17 protein-coding genes are annotated in these 16,451 nt (G+C 64.5%); 10 read left to right on the top strand and 7 right to left on the bottom strand.

The window, feature by feature from the left end:
• Positions 1-117: 117 nt before the first annotated feature.
• Positions 118-516, bottom strand: a complete 399-nt coding sequence (locus DB708_RS17685; protein WP_108923943.1) for a nuclear transport factor 2 family protein — start codon at positions 514-516, stop codon at positions 118-120.
• Between the two features lie 129 nt (positions 517-645).
• On the opposite strand from DB708_RS17685, the gene DB708_RS17690 reads away from it, so the two are divergent.
• The 3 genes from DB708_RS17690 (at position 646) to DB708_RS17700 (ending at position 3,196) form a co-directional block, all read left to right on the top strand.
• Entirely contained in the window at positions 646-1,455 is an 810-nt protein-coding gene (locus DB708_RS17690; RefSeq protein ID WP_108923945.1) for an acyl-CoA thioesterase, read from the top strand.
• Between the two features lie 86 nt (positions 1,456-1,541).
• Entirely contained in the window at positions 1,542-2,072 is a 531-nt protein-coding gene (locus tag DB708_RS17695; RefSeq protein WP_108923947.1) for a nuclear transport factor 2 family protein, read from the top strand.
• 8 nt (positions 2,073-2,080) lie between these two features.
• Positions 2,081-3,196 (top strand): NAD-dependent epimerase/dehydratase family protein, encoded by a 1,116-nt coding sequence (locus DB708_RS17700; RefSeq protein WP_108923949.1) that lies wholly within the window; start codon positions 2,081-2,083, stop codon positions 3,194-3,196.
• A gap of 103 nt (positions 3,197-3,299) precedes the next feature.
• Here DB708_RS17700 and DB708_RS17705 read toward each other — a convergent pair whose 3' ends face one another.
• The 3 genes from DB708_RS17705 to DB708_RS17715 are packed head-to-tail and all read right to left on the bottom strand — an operon-like array spanning position 3,300 to position 6,117.
• A complete protein-coding gene (locus DB708_RS17705) occupies positions 3,300-3,890 on the bottom strand; it encodes an NAD-dependent epimerase/dehydratase family protein (RefSeq protein ID WP_235616844.1) in 591 nt (196 codons plus the stop codon).
• A 26-nt stretch (positions 3,891-3,916) separates the two neighbouring features.
• Positions 3,917-4,990 carry a phosphotransferase family protein gene (locus DB708_RS17710; RefSeq protein ID WP_108923951.1) on the bottom strand — a complete coding sequence of 358 codons (1,074 nt, stop codon included), beginning with the start codon at positions 4,988-4,990 and terminating at the stop codon, positions 3,917-3,919.
• Positions 4,987-6,117 carry a DUF7064 domain-containing protein gene (locus DB708_RS17715; RefSeq protein ID WP_108923953.1) on the bottom strand — a complete coding sequence of 377 codons (1,131 nt, stop codon included), beginning with the start codon at positions 6,115-6,117 and terminating at the stop codon, positions 4,987-4,989. The genes DB708_RS17710 and DB708_RS17715 overlap by 4 nt, the downstream gene beginning before the upstream one ends.
• A gap of 136 nt (positions 6,118-6,253) precedes the next feature.
• Between DB708_RS17715 and DB708_RS17720 the strand changes: the two genes are divergently transcribed.
• Both DB708_RS17720 and DB708_RS17725 read left to right on the top strand, forming a co-directional pair.
• Positions 6,254-6,874 carry a TetR/AcrR family transcriptional regulator gene (locus tag DB708_RS17720; protein WP_108923955.1) on the top strand — a complete coding sequence of 207 codons (621 nt, stop codon included), beginning with the start codon at positions 6,254-6,256 and terminating at the stop codon, positions 6,872-6,874.
• 106 nt (positions 6,875-6,980) lie between these two features.
• Positions 6,981-8,114 (top strand): phosphotransferase, encoded by a 1,134-nt coding sequence (locus tag DB708_RS17725; RefSeq protein ID WP_108923957.1) that lies wholly within the window; start codon positions 6,981-6,983, stop codon positions 8,112-8,114.
• 6 nt (positions 8,115-8,120) lie between these two features.
• Here DB708_RS17725 and DB708_RS17730 read toward each other — a convergent pair whose 3' ends face one another.
• Complete coding sequence (locus tag DB708_RS17730; RefSeq protein WP_108923958.1) at positions 8,121-9,092, bottom strand: aldo/keto reductase; 972 nt, start codon at positions 9,090-9,092, stop codon at positions 8,121-8,123.
• A gap of 98 nt (positions 9,093-9,190) precedes the next feature.
• Between DB708_RS17730 and DB708_RS17735 the strand changes: the two genes are divergently transcribed.
• Positions 9,191-10,519 (top strand): acyltransferase family protein, encoded by a 1,329-nt coding sequence (locus DB708_RS17735; RefSeq protein WP_108923960.1) that lies wholly within the window; start codon positions 9,191-9,193, stop codon positions 10,517-10,519.
• Positions 10,520-10,830: 311 nt separating this feature from the next.
• A complete protein-coding gene (locus DB708_RS17740) occupies positions 10,831-11,199 on the top strand; it encodes a nuclear transport factor 2 family protein (protein ID WP_108923962.1) in 369 nt (122 codons plus the stop codon).
• Positions 11,200-11,209: 10 nt separating this feature from the next.
• On the opposite strand, the gene DB708_RS17745 is transcribed toward DB708_RS17740, so the two are convergent.
• On the bottom strand, positions 11,210-11,854 hold the full coding sequence (locus DB708_RS17745; RefSeq protein WP_108924388.1) for a TetR/AcrR family transcriptional regulator: 645 nt from the start codon (positions 11,852-11,854) through the stop codon (positions 11,210-11,212).
• A gap of 90 nt (positions 11,855-11,944) precedes the next feature.
• Between DB708_RS17745 and DB708_RS17750 the strand changes: the two genes are divergently transcribed.
• Genes DB708_RS17750 through mhpA form a run of 3 tightly spaced genes read left to right on the top strand, consistent with a single transcriptional unit; the run spans position 11,945 to position 15,563 of the window.
• On the top strand, positions 11,945-13,075 hold the full coding sequence (locus DB708_RS17750) for a VOC family protein (RefSeq protein WP_108923963.1): 1,131 nt from the start codon (positions 11,945-11,947) through the stop codon (positions 13,073-13,075).
• Positions 13,072-14,007: a fumarylacetoacetate hydrolase family protein gene (locus DB708_RS17755; protein ID WP_108923965.1), complete on the top strand. Its 936-nt coding sequence runs from the start codon at positions 13,072-13,074 to the stop codon at positions 14,005-14,007. The genes DB708_RS17750 and DB708_RS17755 overlap by 4 nt, the downstream gene beginning before the upstream one ends.
• Positions 14,004-15,563, top strand: a complete 1,560-nt coding sequence (gene mhpA / locus DB708_RS17760) for a bifunctional 3-(3-hydroxy-phenyl)propionate/3-hydroxycinnamic acid hydroxylase MhpA (RefSeq protein WP_108923967.1) — start codon at positions 14,004-14,006, stop codon at positions 15,561-15,563. The genes DB708_RS17755 and mhpA overlap by 4 nt, the downstream gene beginning before the upstream one ends.
• On the opposite strand, the gene DB708_RS17765 is transcribed toward mhpA, so the two are convergent.
• On the bottom strand, positions 15,541-16,428 hold the full coding sequence (locus DB708_RS17765) for a universal stress protein (protein ID WP_108923969.1): 888 nt from the start codon (positions 16,426-16,428) through the stop codon (positions 15,541-15,543). The two genes, mhpA and DB708_RS17765, sit on opposite strands and share 23 nt — an antisense overlap.
• Positions 16,429-16,451: the final 23 nt, after the last annotated feature.

The raw sequence follows: 16,451 nt of genomic DNA on the forward strand, positions 1-16,451 counted from the left end.
CACTCCCTTACACTGCGATCACAGTGTAATCATGATGTTATGTAGGCACGCAACACTCCAGCTCCGGGGGCAGAATCGCCAACCTAACCGCGCAGACTCGTCTTCACCGTCGAGTGATCAGGAGCTGAATTGCCCTGTTGCATGGGCAACATCGAGGTACTCCCAGATCCGCACGATCAATCCGTCCTGCGTCTGAACCCAGACGCTGTACTCGTTCTCGTACGGTTGCCCACCGGCGAACAATGCGGTTGCCCGCATCGTGAAGCGCGCGGCACCCATGTCGGCCTCACAGACCATGTGGTGCACCGTCGTCCGCACGTCGGCGTACAGCTGACCGAAGATGATGCGCATGCCGGCACGGATCGCGTCGCGCCCCACTGTCGGGCTGCCGAGCACGCCGACAGTGGGGGTAATCCACCATTGCGCCTTGGGCGCCAGCAATTCGGTGACGCGCTCGGCATCACCGAACGCGGCCACCAGCGCCGTGAGCAACTCGCGCGTCGACGACTCTGTCATACCGGCCCTCCCAGGCACCCGCAGCGAGCTCTTAAAATATCATCGATTTCGCCCTGGCCAGCAGCGTTGGGCGAACGTGATCACCCCGCGTCCGGCGGCCGACTCGACGGGCAGTAATCTGCGGTGAGCATGACGCCCACCCATCCTTTCGACAGGGGCCTCGAACTCGATGCCCTCGACGCTGGTACCAGGCGCGGCCGAACTCATCCGGAGTGGGCCAATATGGTCGGTCCATTCGGCGGCATCACCACCGCTGTTCTGCTGCATGCCATCCAGACGCACCCCGACCGGATCGGCGAGCCGCTGGCGGTGACCGTCAACTTCGCCGGCCCCGTCGCCGACGGTGACTTCGACATCTCACTTCGAGCGCCGCGGACCAACCGCTCCAGTCAGCACTGGATTGCCGAACTCAGTCAGGACGATGACGTCAAGACCACCGCGACGGCGGTCTTCGGCATCCGCCGCGACACCTGGGACGACACCGAAGCCCGTCCCCCGAGCGCGCCTGCCCCGGAAGAACTCGCCTCCGGCGGCCCGGAAGCCGTCGTCACGTGGGCACACCTCTACGACATGCGCTTCGTCCATGGTGCATTTCCCGGCCCCGGCGCCCAACCCAGTTCGGCATCGGAGACAGCACTCTGGGTGCGCGACCGCGAGCAGCGCCCGGTCGACTACCCGGCGCTGGCCGCGCTGTGTGACGTGTTCTATCCCAGGCTGTTTCAGCGCCGCGGCGCCGTCGTGCCGGCCGGGACCATCTCTATGACGACCTACTTCCATGCCGATCAACAGGAGCTGGACGCCCTCGGCGGCGACTACGTCCTGGCGTGCGCTCACGCCAACCGCTTCTCCCGCGGACATTTCGATCAGAGCGCGCAAGTGTGGAGTCGCGACGGCACGCTGCTGGCCACCACGCATCAGATCGTCTACTTCAAGGCCTGACCCGCCCCGCCGATGTTCGGCTCGTGTGTGAATGTCAGGCTGGGCGTGACTTCAGGAAACGCCGGTACACCAGAATCGAGCCCGCAATGACAGAGCGTGCGAGCGATGTGACCGCTGACGACAGCGCCGCCACGCTGCTGGCGATCGAGTCCATCAAGGGGCTCAAAGCCCGTTATTGCCGGTACCTGGACACCAAGGACTGGGCCGCGTGGCGCTCGATCTTCACCGACGACTTCGTCAGCGACACCTCCGAGGCGGGGGGCAAGCTGATCGCCGGCGCCGACGACTTCGTCGCGTTCACCCGCAAGAGCATCGGACGCCCGTCGCAGGCCACGGCACACCAGGTGCACGCCCCCGAGATCGAGCTCACCTCCGCGACGACGGCGCGCGGGGTGTGGGCGCTGCAAGATGTGGTGCGATTCGGACCAGGCGTGAGTTTGGTGGGCTACGGGCACTACCACGAGACCTACGAAAATGTAGGCGGGCACTGGCTTATCAAGAGCTCCAAGCTAACTCGGCTACGCGAGGACATCGTTACGCCGATCTTCTCGTTCTACATCTCCAACCGGATTCGCAACACTGCCGCCAGGTTCGCCAATCGGCTGCTGGAGAAATAGGAGACCCCATGACAGTCGGCACCATCCTGGTCACCGGTGCATTCGGACAGGTCGGTAAGCGCTGCACGCGGATTCTGCTCGATCGAGGCCGAACGGTCATCGCCACCGACCTATGCAGCGACAAAACCGTTGCGGTGCAGAAAGAATTGTCGGCCGGTGCGCCGCCCGAGGCATTGATTCCCGCCTACGTCGATCTGCTGGATGCCGACGCCGTACGCGAGCTGATCGACGCCCATCAGCCGCAAGCCATCGTTCACCTTGCGGCGGTCGTCTCACCTGTGTCGTACCGGAATCCAGCCCTGGCCAGACGGGTGAACGTCGGCGGCACCGAGAATCTCTTGGCGGCCGCAGCCGCACTGTCGCGCCCGCCACTGTTTCTGATGGCGTCCAGCGCCGCGGTCTACGGGTCGCGTAATCCGCACCGGTATCCGGAGCGGATCACCCCCGATACCCCGGTGAACCCGATTGACCAGTACGGCCAGGACAAGGTGCTGGCGGAGGCGGCGATCCGGGCCAGCGGTGTCCCGCATGCGCTGTACCGACTGGCCGGGGTGATCTCACCGGACACCCAATCGGGTGGCGTCGACGGTGACAACCTGGTGATCATGCGGTCGATGCCCGTTGATAACCGACTACACACGGTGGACGCCCGGGATGCGGCGCTGGCATTTGCCAATGGTGTCGATCGCGAAGCCACGATTTCCGGCAAGGCGCTGCTGATCGGCGGGAATGAGACGTGCGTGATGCTCGAGCACGAACTCGAGGGCGATCTGATGACCGCCGTGGGCCTGGGTCGGCTCGGTCCGTCGGTGGGTCTGCCGGGCGATCCGGACGATGATCGGGGCTGGAGTTTCACCGGCTGGTATGACACCTCCGAAGCGCAGGCATTGCTCGATTATCAAGAACACGACTGGCAGCAGACCATGGCGTGGATTGGTGAGTCGCAGGCAAAGATGCGCGGCGTTTTGCGCGTCCTGGGACCGATACTGCGGCCAGTGCTGCGCATCGCGATCAAGCTGCAGAACCGCATCGAGGGTCGCGGCCCCTATGCCGACCCGTGGAAAATGATCGAAAATAAGTACGGTTCAGGGGCGCTGGCGCACGCCGGTCAGGAAGCGGACTAGTTGCGCGAAGCGAAAAAGACCGCGGCCTTACGGATCGAGTCTTCGACGGGCTCGGGCGTCCATCCGAGTTCACGTTCGGCCTTGCTGTGGTCAAGCGGCGACATCAGTTCGGCCATCCGCATTCCGGCGTAGGCGAAGGGAAGGTCGCGGCCCAGCAGCCGCGCAACACGTCGTTGACCCGCGCACCGACGTGCAGCGCCGGCATGGGAATGCCGATGCGCGGCGGCCGCCTGCCGACGGCGGTGGCGGCGATCTCGTGCAGCTCCCGGACGCTCATATATCTATCGGAGACGATGTAGCGTTCCCCGCCTCCCCCGTGTTCCGCGGCCAGAAGCATTGCCTTGGCGGCGTCTTCGATGCCTACCACCTCGGACGAATAGCCGAGATAGAACGGAAACCGGCCGTTGGCGACCAGGGAAAGCATCGAGCCGTGTGGGGTGGGCGCCCAATCGCCGGGGCCGTAGGTGGTGGATATGCACATCGCGACGGCGGGCAGCCCGTTGTCCTGCGCGTACGACAGCAGCATGTTCTCGGCGGCGACCCGGGCTTCGATGTATGCCCCGCCCTGGTCCCAATTGTGCGGATCGTCCTCAGTGACCGCTCGGCTGCTATTGATCGCCAAAGCACCTGCGGTGCTGGTGAATACAAACTTCTTCAGGTTGGCGTGCAGGGCCGCATCCAATACGTGGCGCAGACCCTCCGGGCCGGCGACCGCCCCTCCTAGCGGGCGTTTGGCTGAACTTGCTGGATGCGTTCCTCGCGCGGGAGGACCGGGCCATCGTCGAGGAGCTCGTCGATGGCAAGCTCGGACAGCCCGACCTGGGTCAGCATAGAGATGCCGTACGCGGCGAGCATCAGCTTTTGGTCGTCGCTGTGCCCACCGTCAACGAGCATCGCGCCGATCAGGCAGATGACCGCCATCTTGTACGCGTTGAACGCGCGATACCAGGAGCGATTCTGCAGCGTAATGCCACTGGCCGCTTGGTAGTGCCTTAACAGCGCTTCGATATTCAATGCGTCAGCGTGGCTGGTGATGCCGACGGGTTGCATCCAGAGCAGCTCCAGCCAGCCGATGTCGGTGAGCGGATCCCCGACCGTGGTCATCTCCCAGTCGAAGACCGCGCTGACCTCGCCTCCGGTGAACGCGAAGTTGCCCGGCTTCGCGTCGCCGTGCACCAACGTGATTTTCGGACACGGCGCGGGTGTGCTGGCACGCAGCGCCGCGAGGAGTCGTTCCAGCGCCGGCAGTGAATCCCGCTTGACCCCGTCCATTTCGGTTGCCCAATGGTCGAGTTCGCGATGCAGGTGGTTGCTGCCGTCGTCGAGCGCGTCGAGCCCGGTCTGCTTCAGGTCGATGCAGTGGATTGCCGCGAGTTGTTCGGCCAGGCTTTGACACATCCGCACCACCGTGGCGCCGGTCGCGTCGGCAGGGGCTTCCATTTCGTAGACGTCACCGCCGACCCGCTCCATCACGAAGAACGGCCGTCCCAGAACATCACCGCTGTCCTCCAGCCACAGCACCGGCGGAACACGAACCGCGCTGTCCTGCAACGCCCGCAGGATGTTGAATTGGCGCGCCAGGTCGTAGGGTTCGAGCAGCGCCGGCGGTTTGGGACTCAGCCGCAACACCACATCGCGACGGATGTCCCCGGTGACGACCGTGAGCACCATCATCTCCGCGGAATGCCCGAAGTTCACCCGGTCGAGGCCCTCGACACGGACATCGCCGGCATCGGGCAGTTGGGTGCGCAGCCAGGCGGTCAAGCGCTCTGCGACGTTAGCGTCCAGCGTCATTGGCGTACTCCATCGTCGGGCAGCCGTTCGACCGGGGTCTTGTCCTGGGTGAACGCCGACATGTCCATGGTCGCCCAGTTCGGGTAGCGGGAGTAGCCTTGGCCGCCCATCAACAACTCGAAGATGCCCCACCCGGTGTCGCCGTCGAGTTCAAAACGCATCAACTGATCCAGCGCCATCGATTTGCCCTCGGTCTCGGCCAGTTGCGCGGAATCATTGCTGTCCCATTGGAAGTGGATGAAGTACGCGCCTTCGCCCAGATCGTGATACCGGCAGTGCGCCATCGGCAGTCCGTAATACGCGTTGACGTCCTGGTGTGGCGTGTCGGCGTTGACCCGGTAGGTCGCGCCGTCCTCGTCGGTGAAGACGAGCACCGCGCGGGCGGGTCGTTTGCGGTCGCCGTCGAATTCGACGTCGTGCTCGATTTTCACGAACCGCTTCGACAGCGTGCCGTCACTGTGAGTGATCCCGCCGTCTACGTAATTGACCGTGCCATCCGATGATTCGATGATCCACGCTTCGATCGCGCGGTCATCGAAACCGGCGTCCAGCCACAACCAGAAATCGATCTTGTCCGAGATACGCACACCGAAGGTGCGATCCCGGCCGCCGTGGAATCCATCGACACTGATCCGCTCGCCATCGATCTGCACCCAACCGGTCCATTTGCCCGGCTCTTTCATGTGATACATGTCGGCCAGCATCCGGCCATCGCGGTCGCGCACTTTCATGGGTAACAGCTCCCACATCGGCGCGGTCGGCTCGTATTGGAGCTCCCAGGCGATGCCGGAATCGTTGGGCTCCACATCAAGGCGCCACCTCTTCAGGGGTTCGACGCAGGTCCAGCGCAGCGGCCCGGCGCTCAGCTCGCCGCGATCGGAACCGCCAATCGGGCGGCCGGAAAGCAGATCCCAATGCCGGCCATCGGCCAGGCTGACCTTGACATATCCCAAACCGGTGCCGGTGTTCGGGTTGTTGCCGTAGCCGCTGGCCAGCAGCAGGGTGCCGTCCGGCGAAGCCGCGAAAAAGTAGCAGCGATCCGACCATGTCGGATCGGGATCGTGCACTTGATCGAATGTCGTTGGCAGCTGATGGGTGAATGCCTCGTCGGCGGCGCTGTAACCCATGAATGCCTTTCTGTCGGATAGCGAAATCTATTGCCATCGAATGGTTTCGGATAGCGCACACTATCGATGGAAATTTTTTTGGCGAAGCTTGCACATCAGATACTCAATGGCACAACGCATCCCCTAATATCGCTGCATGGAACCGAGTCGGTGGTGGGGCGACGACCGCGCGATCCTCGACGACGAGGAGGCGCGCAGGCGCCTGCTGGATGCCGCGGGCCGCTGCATCGTGCGTCGCGGGAACGCCCAGATCCGGATGGCCGAAGTGGCCGACGAGGCCGGGGTATCCCGCTCGACTGTGTACCGGTACTTCCCGAATCGCGACGAGGTGTTGCTGGGCCTGATGTTGGCGCGGGTCGATTCGGCGCTGGGCGAGCTGGTCGGTGCGCTGGGCCACCCCGACGATCCGGCGCGCTCATTGCCCGAGATGGTGCTGGCGCGGGTGGAGTCGGTGGCGGGCAACGCATTGAACGAGGCGCTGTTCGCCGCCGAGAGCACCGCGGTGCCCGCGGCTCTACAGCTCGGGTCGGAGCCGATGGTGGAACTGCTGTTGGCGCACTACGGGCCACTGCTGCAACGCTGGAAAGAGGCCGGCAAGCTCTACGCCGACCTCGATCCTCGCTCGATCGTCCAGTGGCTGAGTAGCACCACGTTGTTCCTGCTGGCGCCGGCATGGCGGCACCGCCCCGTGGCTGACAAACGCGAATTTGTCGAGCAGTTCTTGGTGCGGGCCCTGGTGCCACAAATCAGACATTAGTCTCGCTTTGTCTGATGTCCAGACATTAAGCTATTTTCGTCCTGACAACGCTTTCGTGCCCGCCGCTTTTTGGATTCGGTACCGGCGCACACAGGATGGATAGTGCATGACAAACACTGTTGAACAGGCCCTTTCCGCCGTCGGTCTGGCCGCACATCTCGGCCGGGGAGTCGGCCGGGTGACCGCCGACGCCATCGTCGGCAGCCGGGCGGGACTACCCCGCACGGTCGGCGATCTCAACACCGGCGCGCTCTCGAACGTGATGGGTCGCAACGTAAGGTCGATCCGCGTGCTCACTAGCGATGCAGGCACATCATCGCGGGCACGCCTCGTGCTGACCGGGGACGACGTCCCAGACTCGGTATTCGTCAAGATTGCGGCACGGACTGCCGCCACCCGGTTGATGGGTGAGTTGGGCCGGCTGGGCAGCACCGAGGTGCGCTTCTACAGCCAGCTCGCCCCCGAACTGTCGGGAGTCCCGGTCGCCTACGGCGCGGCGTTCGACACATGGACAGGTCGTTACCTGCTGGTCCTAGAAGACCTCCCCGAGTCGTGCGTATTTCCCGATACGTTGCACCCGCTCTCCACCGACCAGGCCGGCCTGGTCGTCGAGCTGCTGGCAACCGTGCACGGAACCTTCTGGGATCGCATGCGCCAGAACGGGCGCGGGCACCTGGACTGGCTCTACACGCCGTCTGGCGACGTCACTTCGCTGCTGACCGGCTCACTGACGACCACCTCGATGAAGCGACTCAGCGAGCGGACCTCGATACCGGTGGAGAACGGCCGATTCATCGCCGAGAATTACCGCACGGTCGCCGCGGTGATCGACACTCCCCCGCATACGGTCATGCACGGCGATGCTCATCCGGGCAACATGTACTTCCGCGACGGCGAGGCGGGGCTATTGGATTGGCAGGCGGTACGACGTGGACATCCTTCCCGCGAACTGGCCTACACCCTGATCACCAGCCTGACGCCACAAGACCGCCGGACCGCTCAGCGCGAACTGCTCGACGTCTATCGACAGGCGCTGGCGGCGGCCGGTGGGCCCGACCTGGACCGCGAAAACCTGTGGCTGCGCTACCGGCAAGGCGCGCTGTATGCGTATGTCGCCCCGCTGATCACCGCAGGAGTGGGCGGAATGCAGGTCGAAGACATCGCTGTGGAAGGCTTGCGACGCGGTGTGGCCGCTCTTGATGACCTGGAAACCATTGCCGCGCTGAAGGGTTCGCTGTAAGAACGGTTAACGGTCGATCCATCCCATTTGCGCTTCGGCGTGATGGCCCCCGACGGCCGGAGTGAGTTCATCGAGCCGAGCCAGCTGCTCGGCTGTGAGTTCGACGCTATCGGCGCCGACGTTCTCCTCAAGGCGTGCAACCTTTTTAGTTCCCGGGATCGGCACGATATCAGGCCCCTTGGCCAGCAACCAGGCCAGTGCGACCTGAGCCGGGCTGGCGCCGGCGTCGGCGCTGATCTCACGCACCTCGTCCGCACTGTTGAGGTTGTGCTGGAAGTTCTCGTCGAAGAAGCGCGGATTGGTCTTGCGGTAGTCGCTGTCGGGAAGCTCCGCGGTGGATCGTATTGCGCCGGTGAGGAACCCACGGCCCAGCGGCGAGTAAGGGACGAACCCGATTTCCAGTTCGCGCAAGACCGCCAGTATTCCGTCTTCGGGGTCACGGGTCCACAACGAGTACTCCGATTGCACGGCCGCAATCGGGTGCACGGCCTGCGCACGGCGAATGGTGTTCACGCCGACTTCGGAAAGGCCGATGTGCGCAATCTTGCCCGCAGCGACCAGCTCTGCCAACGCCCCGATCGTCTCCTCGATCGGCGTACCACGATCGAGGCGGTGTTGGTAGTAGAGGTCAATGTGGTCGGTCGCCAGCCTTTTCAGCGAACCGTCGACCGCGATGCGGATGCTGGCGGGGCTGCTGTCGAGGCCGTCGCGTCCGGTATGCGAGATCAGGCCGAACTTGGTGGCCAACACCACCTGATCTCGCCGGCCCTGCAGAGCCCGGGCGAGCAGTTCCTCATTGACGTAGGGGCCGTAGACCTCGGCGGTGTCGATCAACGTGACGCCCAGATCGATCGCGCGATGAATCGTGCGGATGGACTCGGCGTCGTCGAAGCCGCCCATGGCGTAGGCGGCAGACATGCCCATCGCGCCCAAGCCGATACGGCCGACCTGAAGGTCGCCGAGGTGAGCCTGTTTCATTCCCATGTTCTCCTGTCAGAGGCGCGGTTTCGCTCCGGTCGCAGCGGGGGCACCGGGTACCGTGGCGCTGTGCACCGCGTCGAGCTTCCCGCGATCTGATGGACCACGCAAACACCGCACGCCCGGCCCGCAATCTGGCGGTGGACTACTACCGCGCATCCGGCGTGATCCTGATCGTGCTGGGGCATTGGCTGGCCGGATCGGTGACCTACGACGACGGGCATTTCGGCCGGCAGAACCCGCTCGTCGACATGCCCTGGACTCAGTGGTTGACCTGGCCACTTCAGGCTGTTCCGACGTTCTTCCTCGCGGCAGGCTATGCAAGCGCAGTGTCGTGGGCGCATAGACGCGACACCAACGCTGAGTCACGCCAGAGCTGGTTACGGCATCGACTGGCCCGAGTCCTCGGCCCGACCGCGGCCTATGCAGTGGTGGTGTCGGCCGGCGTGCTGGTGCTGGGTGCGTTGCACGTGGGCAGTTCCACGATGGAATACGCGGGCTGGGCGGTAGCGATGCACCTGTGGTTCCTCGTTGTATACGTATTGGTGGTGTCGTTGACCCCGATTGCGATTGCCACACAACGCCGTTGGGGACTCTGGGTGCCCGCGGCACTAGCCTTCGGGGTCGTGGTGGTAGACGTTGCCACGCAAGGGGCCCACGTGCCTTACCTGGGCTGGGTGAACTACCTGCTGTGTTGGGGTGTGCTGTATCAGCTCGGAATAGCTTGGCAAGAAGGGCTATTGGCTGGCCGCAGACCTGCACTGCTCGCTGCCGCATCCGCGCTCACGCTGGCAGTGCTGATCTGGTTGAAGATCTATCCGATCAGCATGATCGGTGTCCCCGGCCAAACGGTGGACAACACCACACCGCCTGACGTGGCGTTGTTGGCGTTCGGAGGCGCACAGACCGGATTGGCAATGACGCTCGCGCCCGCACTCAACCGCGCATTGCGCTCCGGCCCGCTGCAGCGAATGCTGTCGGTGGCCAACAACAACGTGATGGCCCTATACCTTTGGCACATGATCCCGGTCGTGTTGGTTGCGATAATCGGCTACCCCGCTGGTTGGTTGCCGCAGCCGGCCGAGGGCACAATCGACTGGTGGCTGGCCCGGCTGGAGTGGGTGGCCATCCTCAGCCTCGTCACCGTGATCGAGCTCGCGCTGCTGTGGTGGGGCCGGCGCATTTTCGCCTCCCCACTGCCCATGCTTGGTACTCCGCTGGCAGAGCGCTGGACCGAACCGATCATGCTGCTGGGCGTCGTGATGGCGGCCTACGGCTTGGGATTCGTCGCCGCCGGTGGTTTCGCCCCGGACGGGCGCTTTCCGTGGGTGACGGCTGTCGTTTTCGTCGCCGGAGTGGTGCTGGTGGCACTTCGCCCCACACAGGTCAGCGCCCGGTCGGCAGATCCCGCGCCTACGACCGGGTGAGGTCCGGCTCTATTGCGTCAAATCCCGTTTAAGGCAATCACTTTCGTGCCACTCGGGCGGACCCCGGTGGTGACAGAACGTCGGCATGCCCGCCCGTTTTGCATTATTAGCATGGGTATCCCCCGGATGGGATAAGAAGCTTTGTCCGTGACACCTGCATTGCCGAACCTGTTGAGCAACCACGCGACTCCTGGGCTGGGCGATACTGTGGTCCATCGACACCCGTAATCGCTGAAGGCTCGCCGCACATCGCCCGTTGTCAACCAGGTTGATCGAGCCGGCAGTCACTCGATAACAACTAGCGTTGTTGCATGACCGAGCCGAACCACCCGCAACCACACCATGTTTTCGAGATCGTCGACACGATGGATCTCGATAAGCTCGCCGCCCTCTTCGCCGACGATGCGCGGGTGTCGTTTGGCAACGAACCCGCCTATGTCGGCCCGAGCGCGATCAGAAACGGCGTCAAAGGTTTCTTCGACACCATCGCGGGAATTCACCACACTCTGGTTCGGGTCTGGCGAATCGGCGATGACACGATCGCCCACGTCGACGCGACGTATCAAAGAAAAGACGGCACCGAGGTAACCCTGCCCGCCGCCACCGTCTACCACGCGGACGCTGACGGAAAAATTGATGACTACCGCGTATTCCTGGACGTGACACCGATTTACGCGTGACGCGCCGGGCTTAGGTCTCGGCGAACGTGTCGTCGGGCAGCGGATGCCTGCAGACCGCACGCGCCTCGTCGGCGCTGAGCCCGAACAGGCGCAGCACGCTTTCGGTGACGGTGTCGGCGGCGTGTGCGTCGTCGCGGCCCGGGTCGTCGCGCAGCAGCTTGCCGAGCCCTAGCAGCGCACCGCCCGCCATCGCCAGCGCGAGTTCCGGGTCATCGACGTCGAACCTGCCTGCGTCGACGCCGGCCTTGATATCGCGCAGCGCACGGGGTGCCAGACCGCGTTCGGACGACAGCAACGCCGGCCCGTGCGCCAACAGAATCTCACTCTCCTGCGGGCGCCGACGAAATAGCCGACCGGTCAGCCGGAAGCTCGCGGCGAAGGTTTCGGCCGGATCCGCGATCGATTCGGTGAGACGGTCCAGCATCGCCCCGTGGGTGTCGAGCACGTCGGCGACCGCGGCCTCGAACAGCTGCTCCTTGCTGTCGAAGTGGTTATAGAACGACCCCATCCCGACATCGGCGGCCTGGGTGATCTCCAGAACCGGCACGTTGACCTTGCCCTCGGCGATCAACCGCTGCGCGGCCTTGATCAGCGCCGCCCGGGTGCGCTGCTTGCGCCGCTCCAGGCGACTGGGCGGCTCGGCTTTGTCGGGCATCACGCTCACCCAAAGAGTATGCATCACTGTTGAGGATTTCGTCAGAAACCTTGACGAAGCCTTAGCCTCTATGTGACGATTTCGTCAGTTATGTTGAACTCCGAAGATCCACACCGCGACCTGCACAGCGAGCAGGGCGCACTCCCCGGCGAACACGCCGGACGGTCACCGAATCCGGTGATCAAGGTCGTCGACATCGCGTGGCTGGAGTTCGAGAAGCCCGACCTGACGCGCGCCGAGGCGTTCGCACGGGCCTTCGGGTTTGCGTCGTCACAACACGGTCCTGAGGAGATTGCGCTGCGTGGCACGCAGCCGGGCGCACCGTGCGTGATCGTGCGGCGGGGGCAGCGAACCCGATTCACCCGAGCGGCCTTTCGGGCCGGTGACGAGGCCGACCTGCTGCGACTCGCCGACAAGTTCGGTACCCGAGCGCTGCCGCTGCCAGAGACCATCGGCGGCCTGTCCGTCGACCTGACCGACCCCGGCGGGATGCCGGTGCGGGTGGTCGCGGGTATGCACGAACTGCCGAAACTGCCGGACCAGCAGCCCCACACGTTCAACTTCGGCGACAACGCGCGGCGCATCAACATCGGCCAGCGTCCCGCGCGCGTCCCCGCTCGAGTGCAGCGCCTGGGCCACCTGGTGGTGCAGACAACGAAGTACCTCGAAACCCTGAACTGGTATCTGGACAACCTGGGGATGGTCGTCAGCGACTTCTTGTTTTTCCCGGGGCAGCGCGACCGCGGACCGACCATGAGTTTCATCCGCTGCGATCGAGGATCAATGCCCGCGGATCACCACACGCTCGCGGTGGCCCTGGGGCCGGCCAACCGTTACATCCACTCGGCTTATCAGGTCAGCGATCTCGATGCCCTGGCCGCCGGTGGCGAATACCTGCAGGAGCTTGGCTACTTCCGGTCCTGGGGAATCGGCAGGCATATCCAAGGAAGCCAGATCTTTGACTACTGGCGCGATCCCGACGGCTTTTTGGTCGAACACTTCGCCGACGGGGACCGATTCGACAACACCGTCGAACCCGGCTGGGCGCCGTTTAGCGCATCCGGCCTAGCTCAATGGGGCCCACCGGCAACCAAAGACTTCCTGGGAACCGACCTGAAATCGGCCGGCCACGAACTAGTTTCGATGATCGCTGCGCTTCGCGCCCGCAACGAGTTTGATATCAGCCGCCTCGTCGGCCTACTGAAAGTACCCACATCATGACCGTTTCCGTACTGCGCACTGCTGAGGCCTGGTGGCTCAAAACCGAAACCGGCGCCGCGAAGATCCACACCAGCGCGACCACCACTGGGGCGCTGTTGTCCGATCGGGCAGCAATCGAAGCCGCCGCAACCGCAGATACCGTCGCCGTGGAAGGCCTCGCGTTACTCTCCCCCGTGACCCGACCCTGCCGAGTGGTCGCTCAGATGACCAACTTTGAATCGCACGTCAGGGATGCCGGCATGGACCCGGCGTCGATTCCCCTGACGTTCTTCCGCAAAGCGTCGGCATCGATCAACGGCCCGTTCGACGACATCGTCAAGCCCCCGCACGTCCAGCTGCTCGACTACGAGGTGGAGATCGGATTGGTGATTGGACGGGCCATTCCGGTCGGCACAACGATTTCCGAGACGAACTTGGCGGAGTTCATCGCCGGACTGGTCGTCACCAACGATGTGTCCGCCCGCGATGTCCAGCTTCCGCAAACCCAGTTCTACGAGGCCAAGTCGTATCCGACATTCACCCCGGTGGGGCCGGAGCTGGTGTTGTTGACGGCCGAAGAACTCGCCCGCTTCGGCGATCTGCGGCTGCGTCTGAGCGTCGGCGGCGTCGAGCGGCAGAACGCGCTCGTCGACGGCGACATGTTGTATCGGCCGCTGCAGGCGCTGCAGGCGCTTACCGGATTCCAGGAACTCGCCCCAGGCGACCTGGTGCTGACCGGCACACCGGCCGGCACCGCGTTGCGCGCGCCGTCGAAGCCGGTGGCGATGATTGGAAACCTGTTGCCGACGACTCTCAAGTGGAGGATGTTCTTCAGTCGTCAGGCCGGCAACCCGAAGTATCTGCAGCACGGTGACATCGTGGCGGCCTCCGTTGCCACCGACGACGGCGCCATCGACCTCGGAGCACAGCGCAACGCCATCCGATTCGCATGAGCGTTAACGCTATTCGGCACATTCCCGTCGTTGTCGTCGGCGCCGGGCCAACCGGCATCACCGCCGCCACACTGTTGGCACAGTACGGCGTGGACAGTGTGGTTCTCGATCGCTGGCCCGGCGTGTACGCACAACCCCGCGCCGTGCATCTGGACGACGAAATCTACCGTGTGCTTGCCCGGCTCGGTATCGCCGACACCTTCGCCGCGATTTCGCGGCCGACGCTGGGTTTGCGATTGCTCGACAATCGATTCCGCGTCCTTGCCGAGTTCACCCGCGACACCTCCCTCGGCCGAAATGGCTTCCCGCAAGCCAACATGTTCGACCAGCCGGAGTTGGAGGCGGTGCTGCGGACAAACCTCCTGCGCCACCCGCATGCCGAGCTTCGCGGCGACGTCGAAGTTACCGATGTCGCCGAGGTCGGGACACGTGTGCGCGTCACCTTCACCGACCGCACCGACGGCACGGTGCACCAGGTCGACGCCGACTACCTACTGGGCTGCGATGGCGCTAACAGCTTGGTGCGCACCCAAATAGGCTCAACCGTAAAAGATTTGAACTTCCAGCAGCGGTGGCTGGTGGTCGACGTCGCCACCGATGCCGACCTGCGCCAGTGGGAAGGCGTGCACCAGGTATGCGACCCGGCCCGAGCAGGAACCTACATGCGCATCGGAGCGTCCCGCTACCGCTGGGAGTTTCAGTTGCGCACAGGCGAATCTGCCGACGACTTCGCCACGCTGGCCGCCTTGCGGCCACTGATCAGGCCCTGGACTACCGGCGTCGCGGAGGGCGATCTCACGCTACTGCGCGTCACGGAGTACACGTTTCGCGCTCAGATCGCGCAGCGGTGGCGCCGAGGCAACATTTTCATCCTCGGCGACGCGGCGCACCTCACTCCCCCGTTTATCGGCCAGGGTATGGGGGCGGGCGTGCGCGACGCGATGAATCTGGCTTGGAAGATTGCCGGGGTTTACCACGGAGCGCTCGCCCCGGACGTTCTGGATAGCTATGAGCAGGAACGCAAACCGCACACACGGCACATGATTCGCTTGGCACTCAACGTCGCTCGCGCGATGACCGGCGGCGCCCGGGTGGGCAACGTGCTACGCCGCCTGGTGCTGCCGCGACTGCGGCTGATTCCCGGCTTGCGCGACAAGGTCGTCGACTCCACCACGCCGGCACTGCCATCGTCCGCGTTGGTGTACGCATCGTGCCGGCTCGGCTGCCTGGCCGGCACGCTGTGTCCGAACCCGCTGCTGCACGATGGTCAGCGGCTCGACGATGTGCTGGGAGCCGGTTTCGCACTAATCACTACCCGCAGCCCTGGTGTCGCCGCAGCAGCCGCGATGCGGCAGTGCGGCGTTGTCCTGCTCGTTACGCGGCCAGGCGACGCGCTCGCGCAGTGGCTGCACGGTGGTCGCGCCACGGCTGCGCTGGTTCGCCCCGATCGGACGGTCATGCGCGCCGGACGCGACGTCGCCGCGCTGTGCGTATGGGCGTCCCGCGTCGTCGACGGCCGATTCGGCCAGACCCTTACGTCGGCCGGGCGACGATGACCGGCACTCGCACCGAGTGCAGCACCGTGTTACTGACCGAGCCCAGGATCAGGCCGGTGAGACCGCCCCGGCCGTGACTGCCCACCACCACCAGCTGCGCCTCCGTGGATTTCGCCTGCTGGATCAGCTGTTGGGCCGGCAGATCGCGGACGAGCAGCCGGCGCACCGTGACATCGGGATAACGTTCACACCAGCCCGCCAGGGTCTCGGCAAGACTACGTTCCGCTTCGCCCTCCACCGCCGCCCAGTCCAATCCCGGAAGCTCGAGCACGGCAACGTCGCTCCAGGCGTGCAAAGCCACCAGATCGACGCCGCGGCGCGACGCTTGGCCGAACGCGATCGCGATTGCGAGTTCGGAGGCCGGTGAACCATCGATCCCCACCAAGACGGGGCCGTGCAGCGGGTCCGGCAGATCTTCATCACGGATGACCGCCACCGGGCAGCTGGCATGCCGCACCACAGTCGAACTCACCGACCCGAGCAATCCGCGCGCCAACAATCCACGACCGGAGCTGCCCACGACAACCATCTCGGCCTCCGCGGACAACTTGATCAGGGCAAGCGCCGGAGTCGAATACACCGACTCCGTCCTGATGGTGACCTTCCGATGCTCCGGCATCGCATCCTCGGCCAGCTTGAGCGCATGAGCGATATTCCTGCGTGCCTCGTCTTCTAGCTTGACCAACAGCGAATCCGGGTAGGGAACCGGTGGATAGGTCGCGGTGGGAGTCACCACCGCGTGGAACAGGGTCAGCGGAATGCTGCGCATCGCCGCATTACGCGCCGCCCACACAACGGCAGCATTTGACGCCGGCGAGCCGTCGACCGCGACGACGATACCGAGTTGCTGGACAGGTGCCGACATTTCGTACTCCTTTCGTCAGGAGT

The sequence above is a fragment of the Mycobacterium montefiorense genome (assembly GCF_003112775.1).
Lineage (GTDB): Bacteria > Actinomycetota > Actinomycetes > Mycobacteriales > Mycobacteriaceae > Mycobacterium > Mycobacterium montefiorense.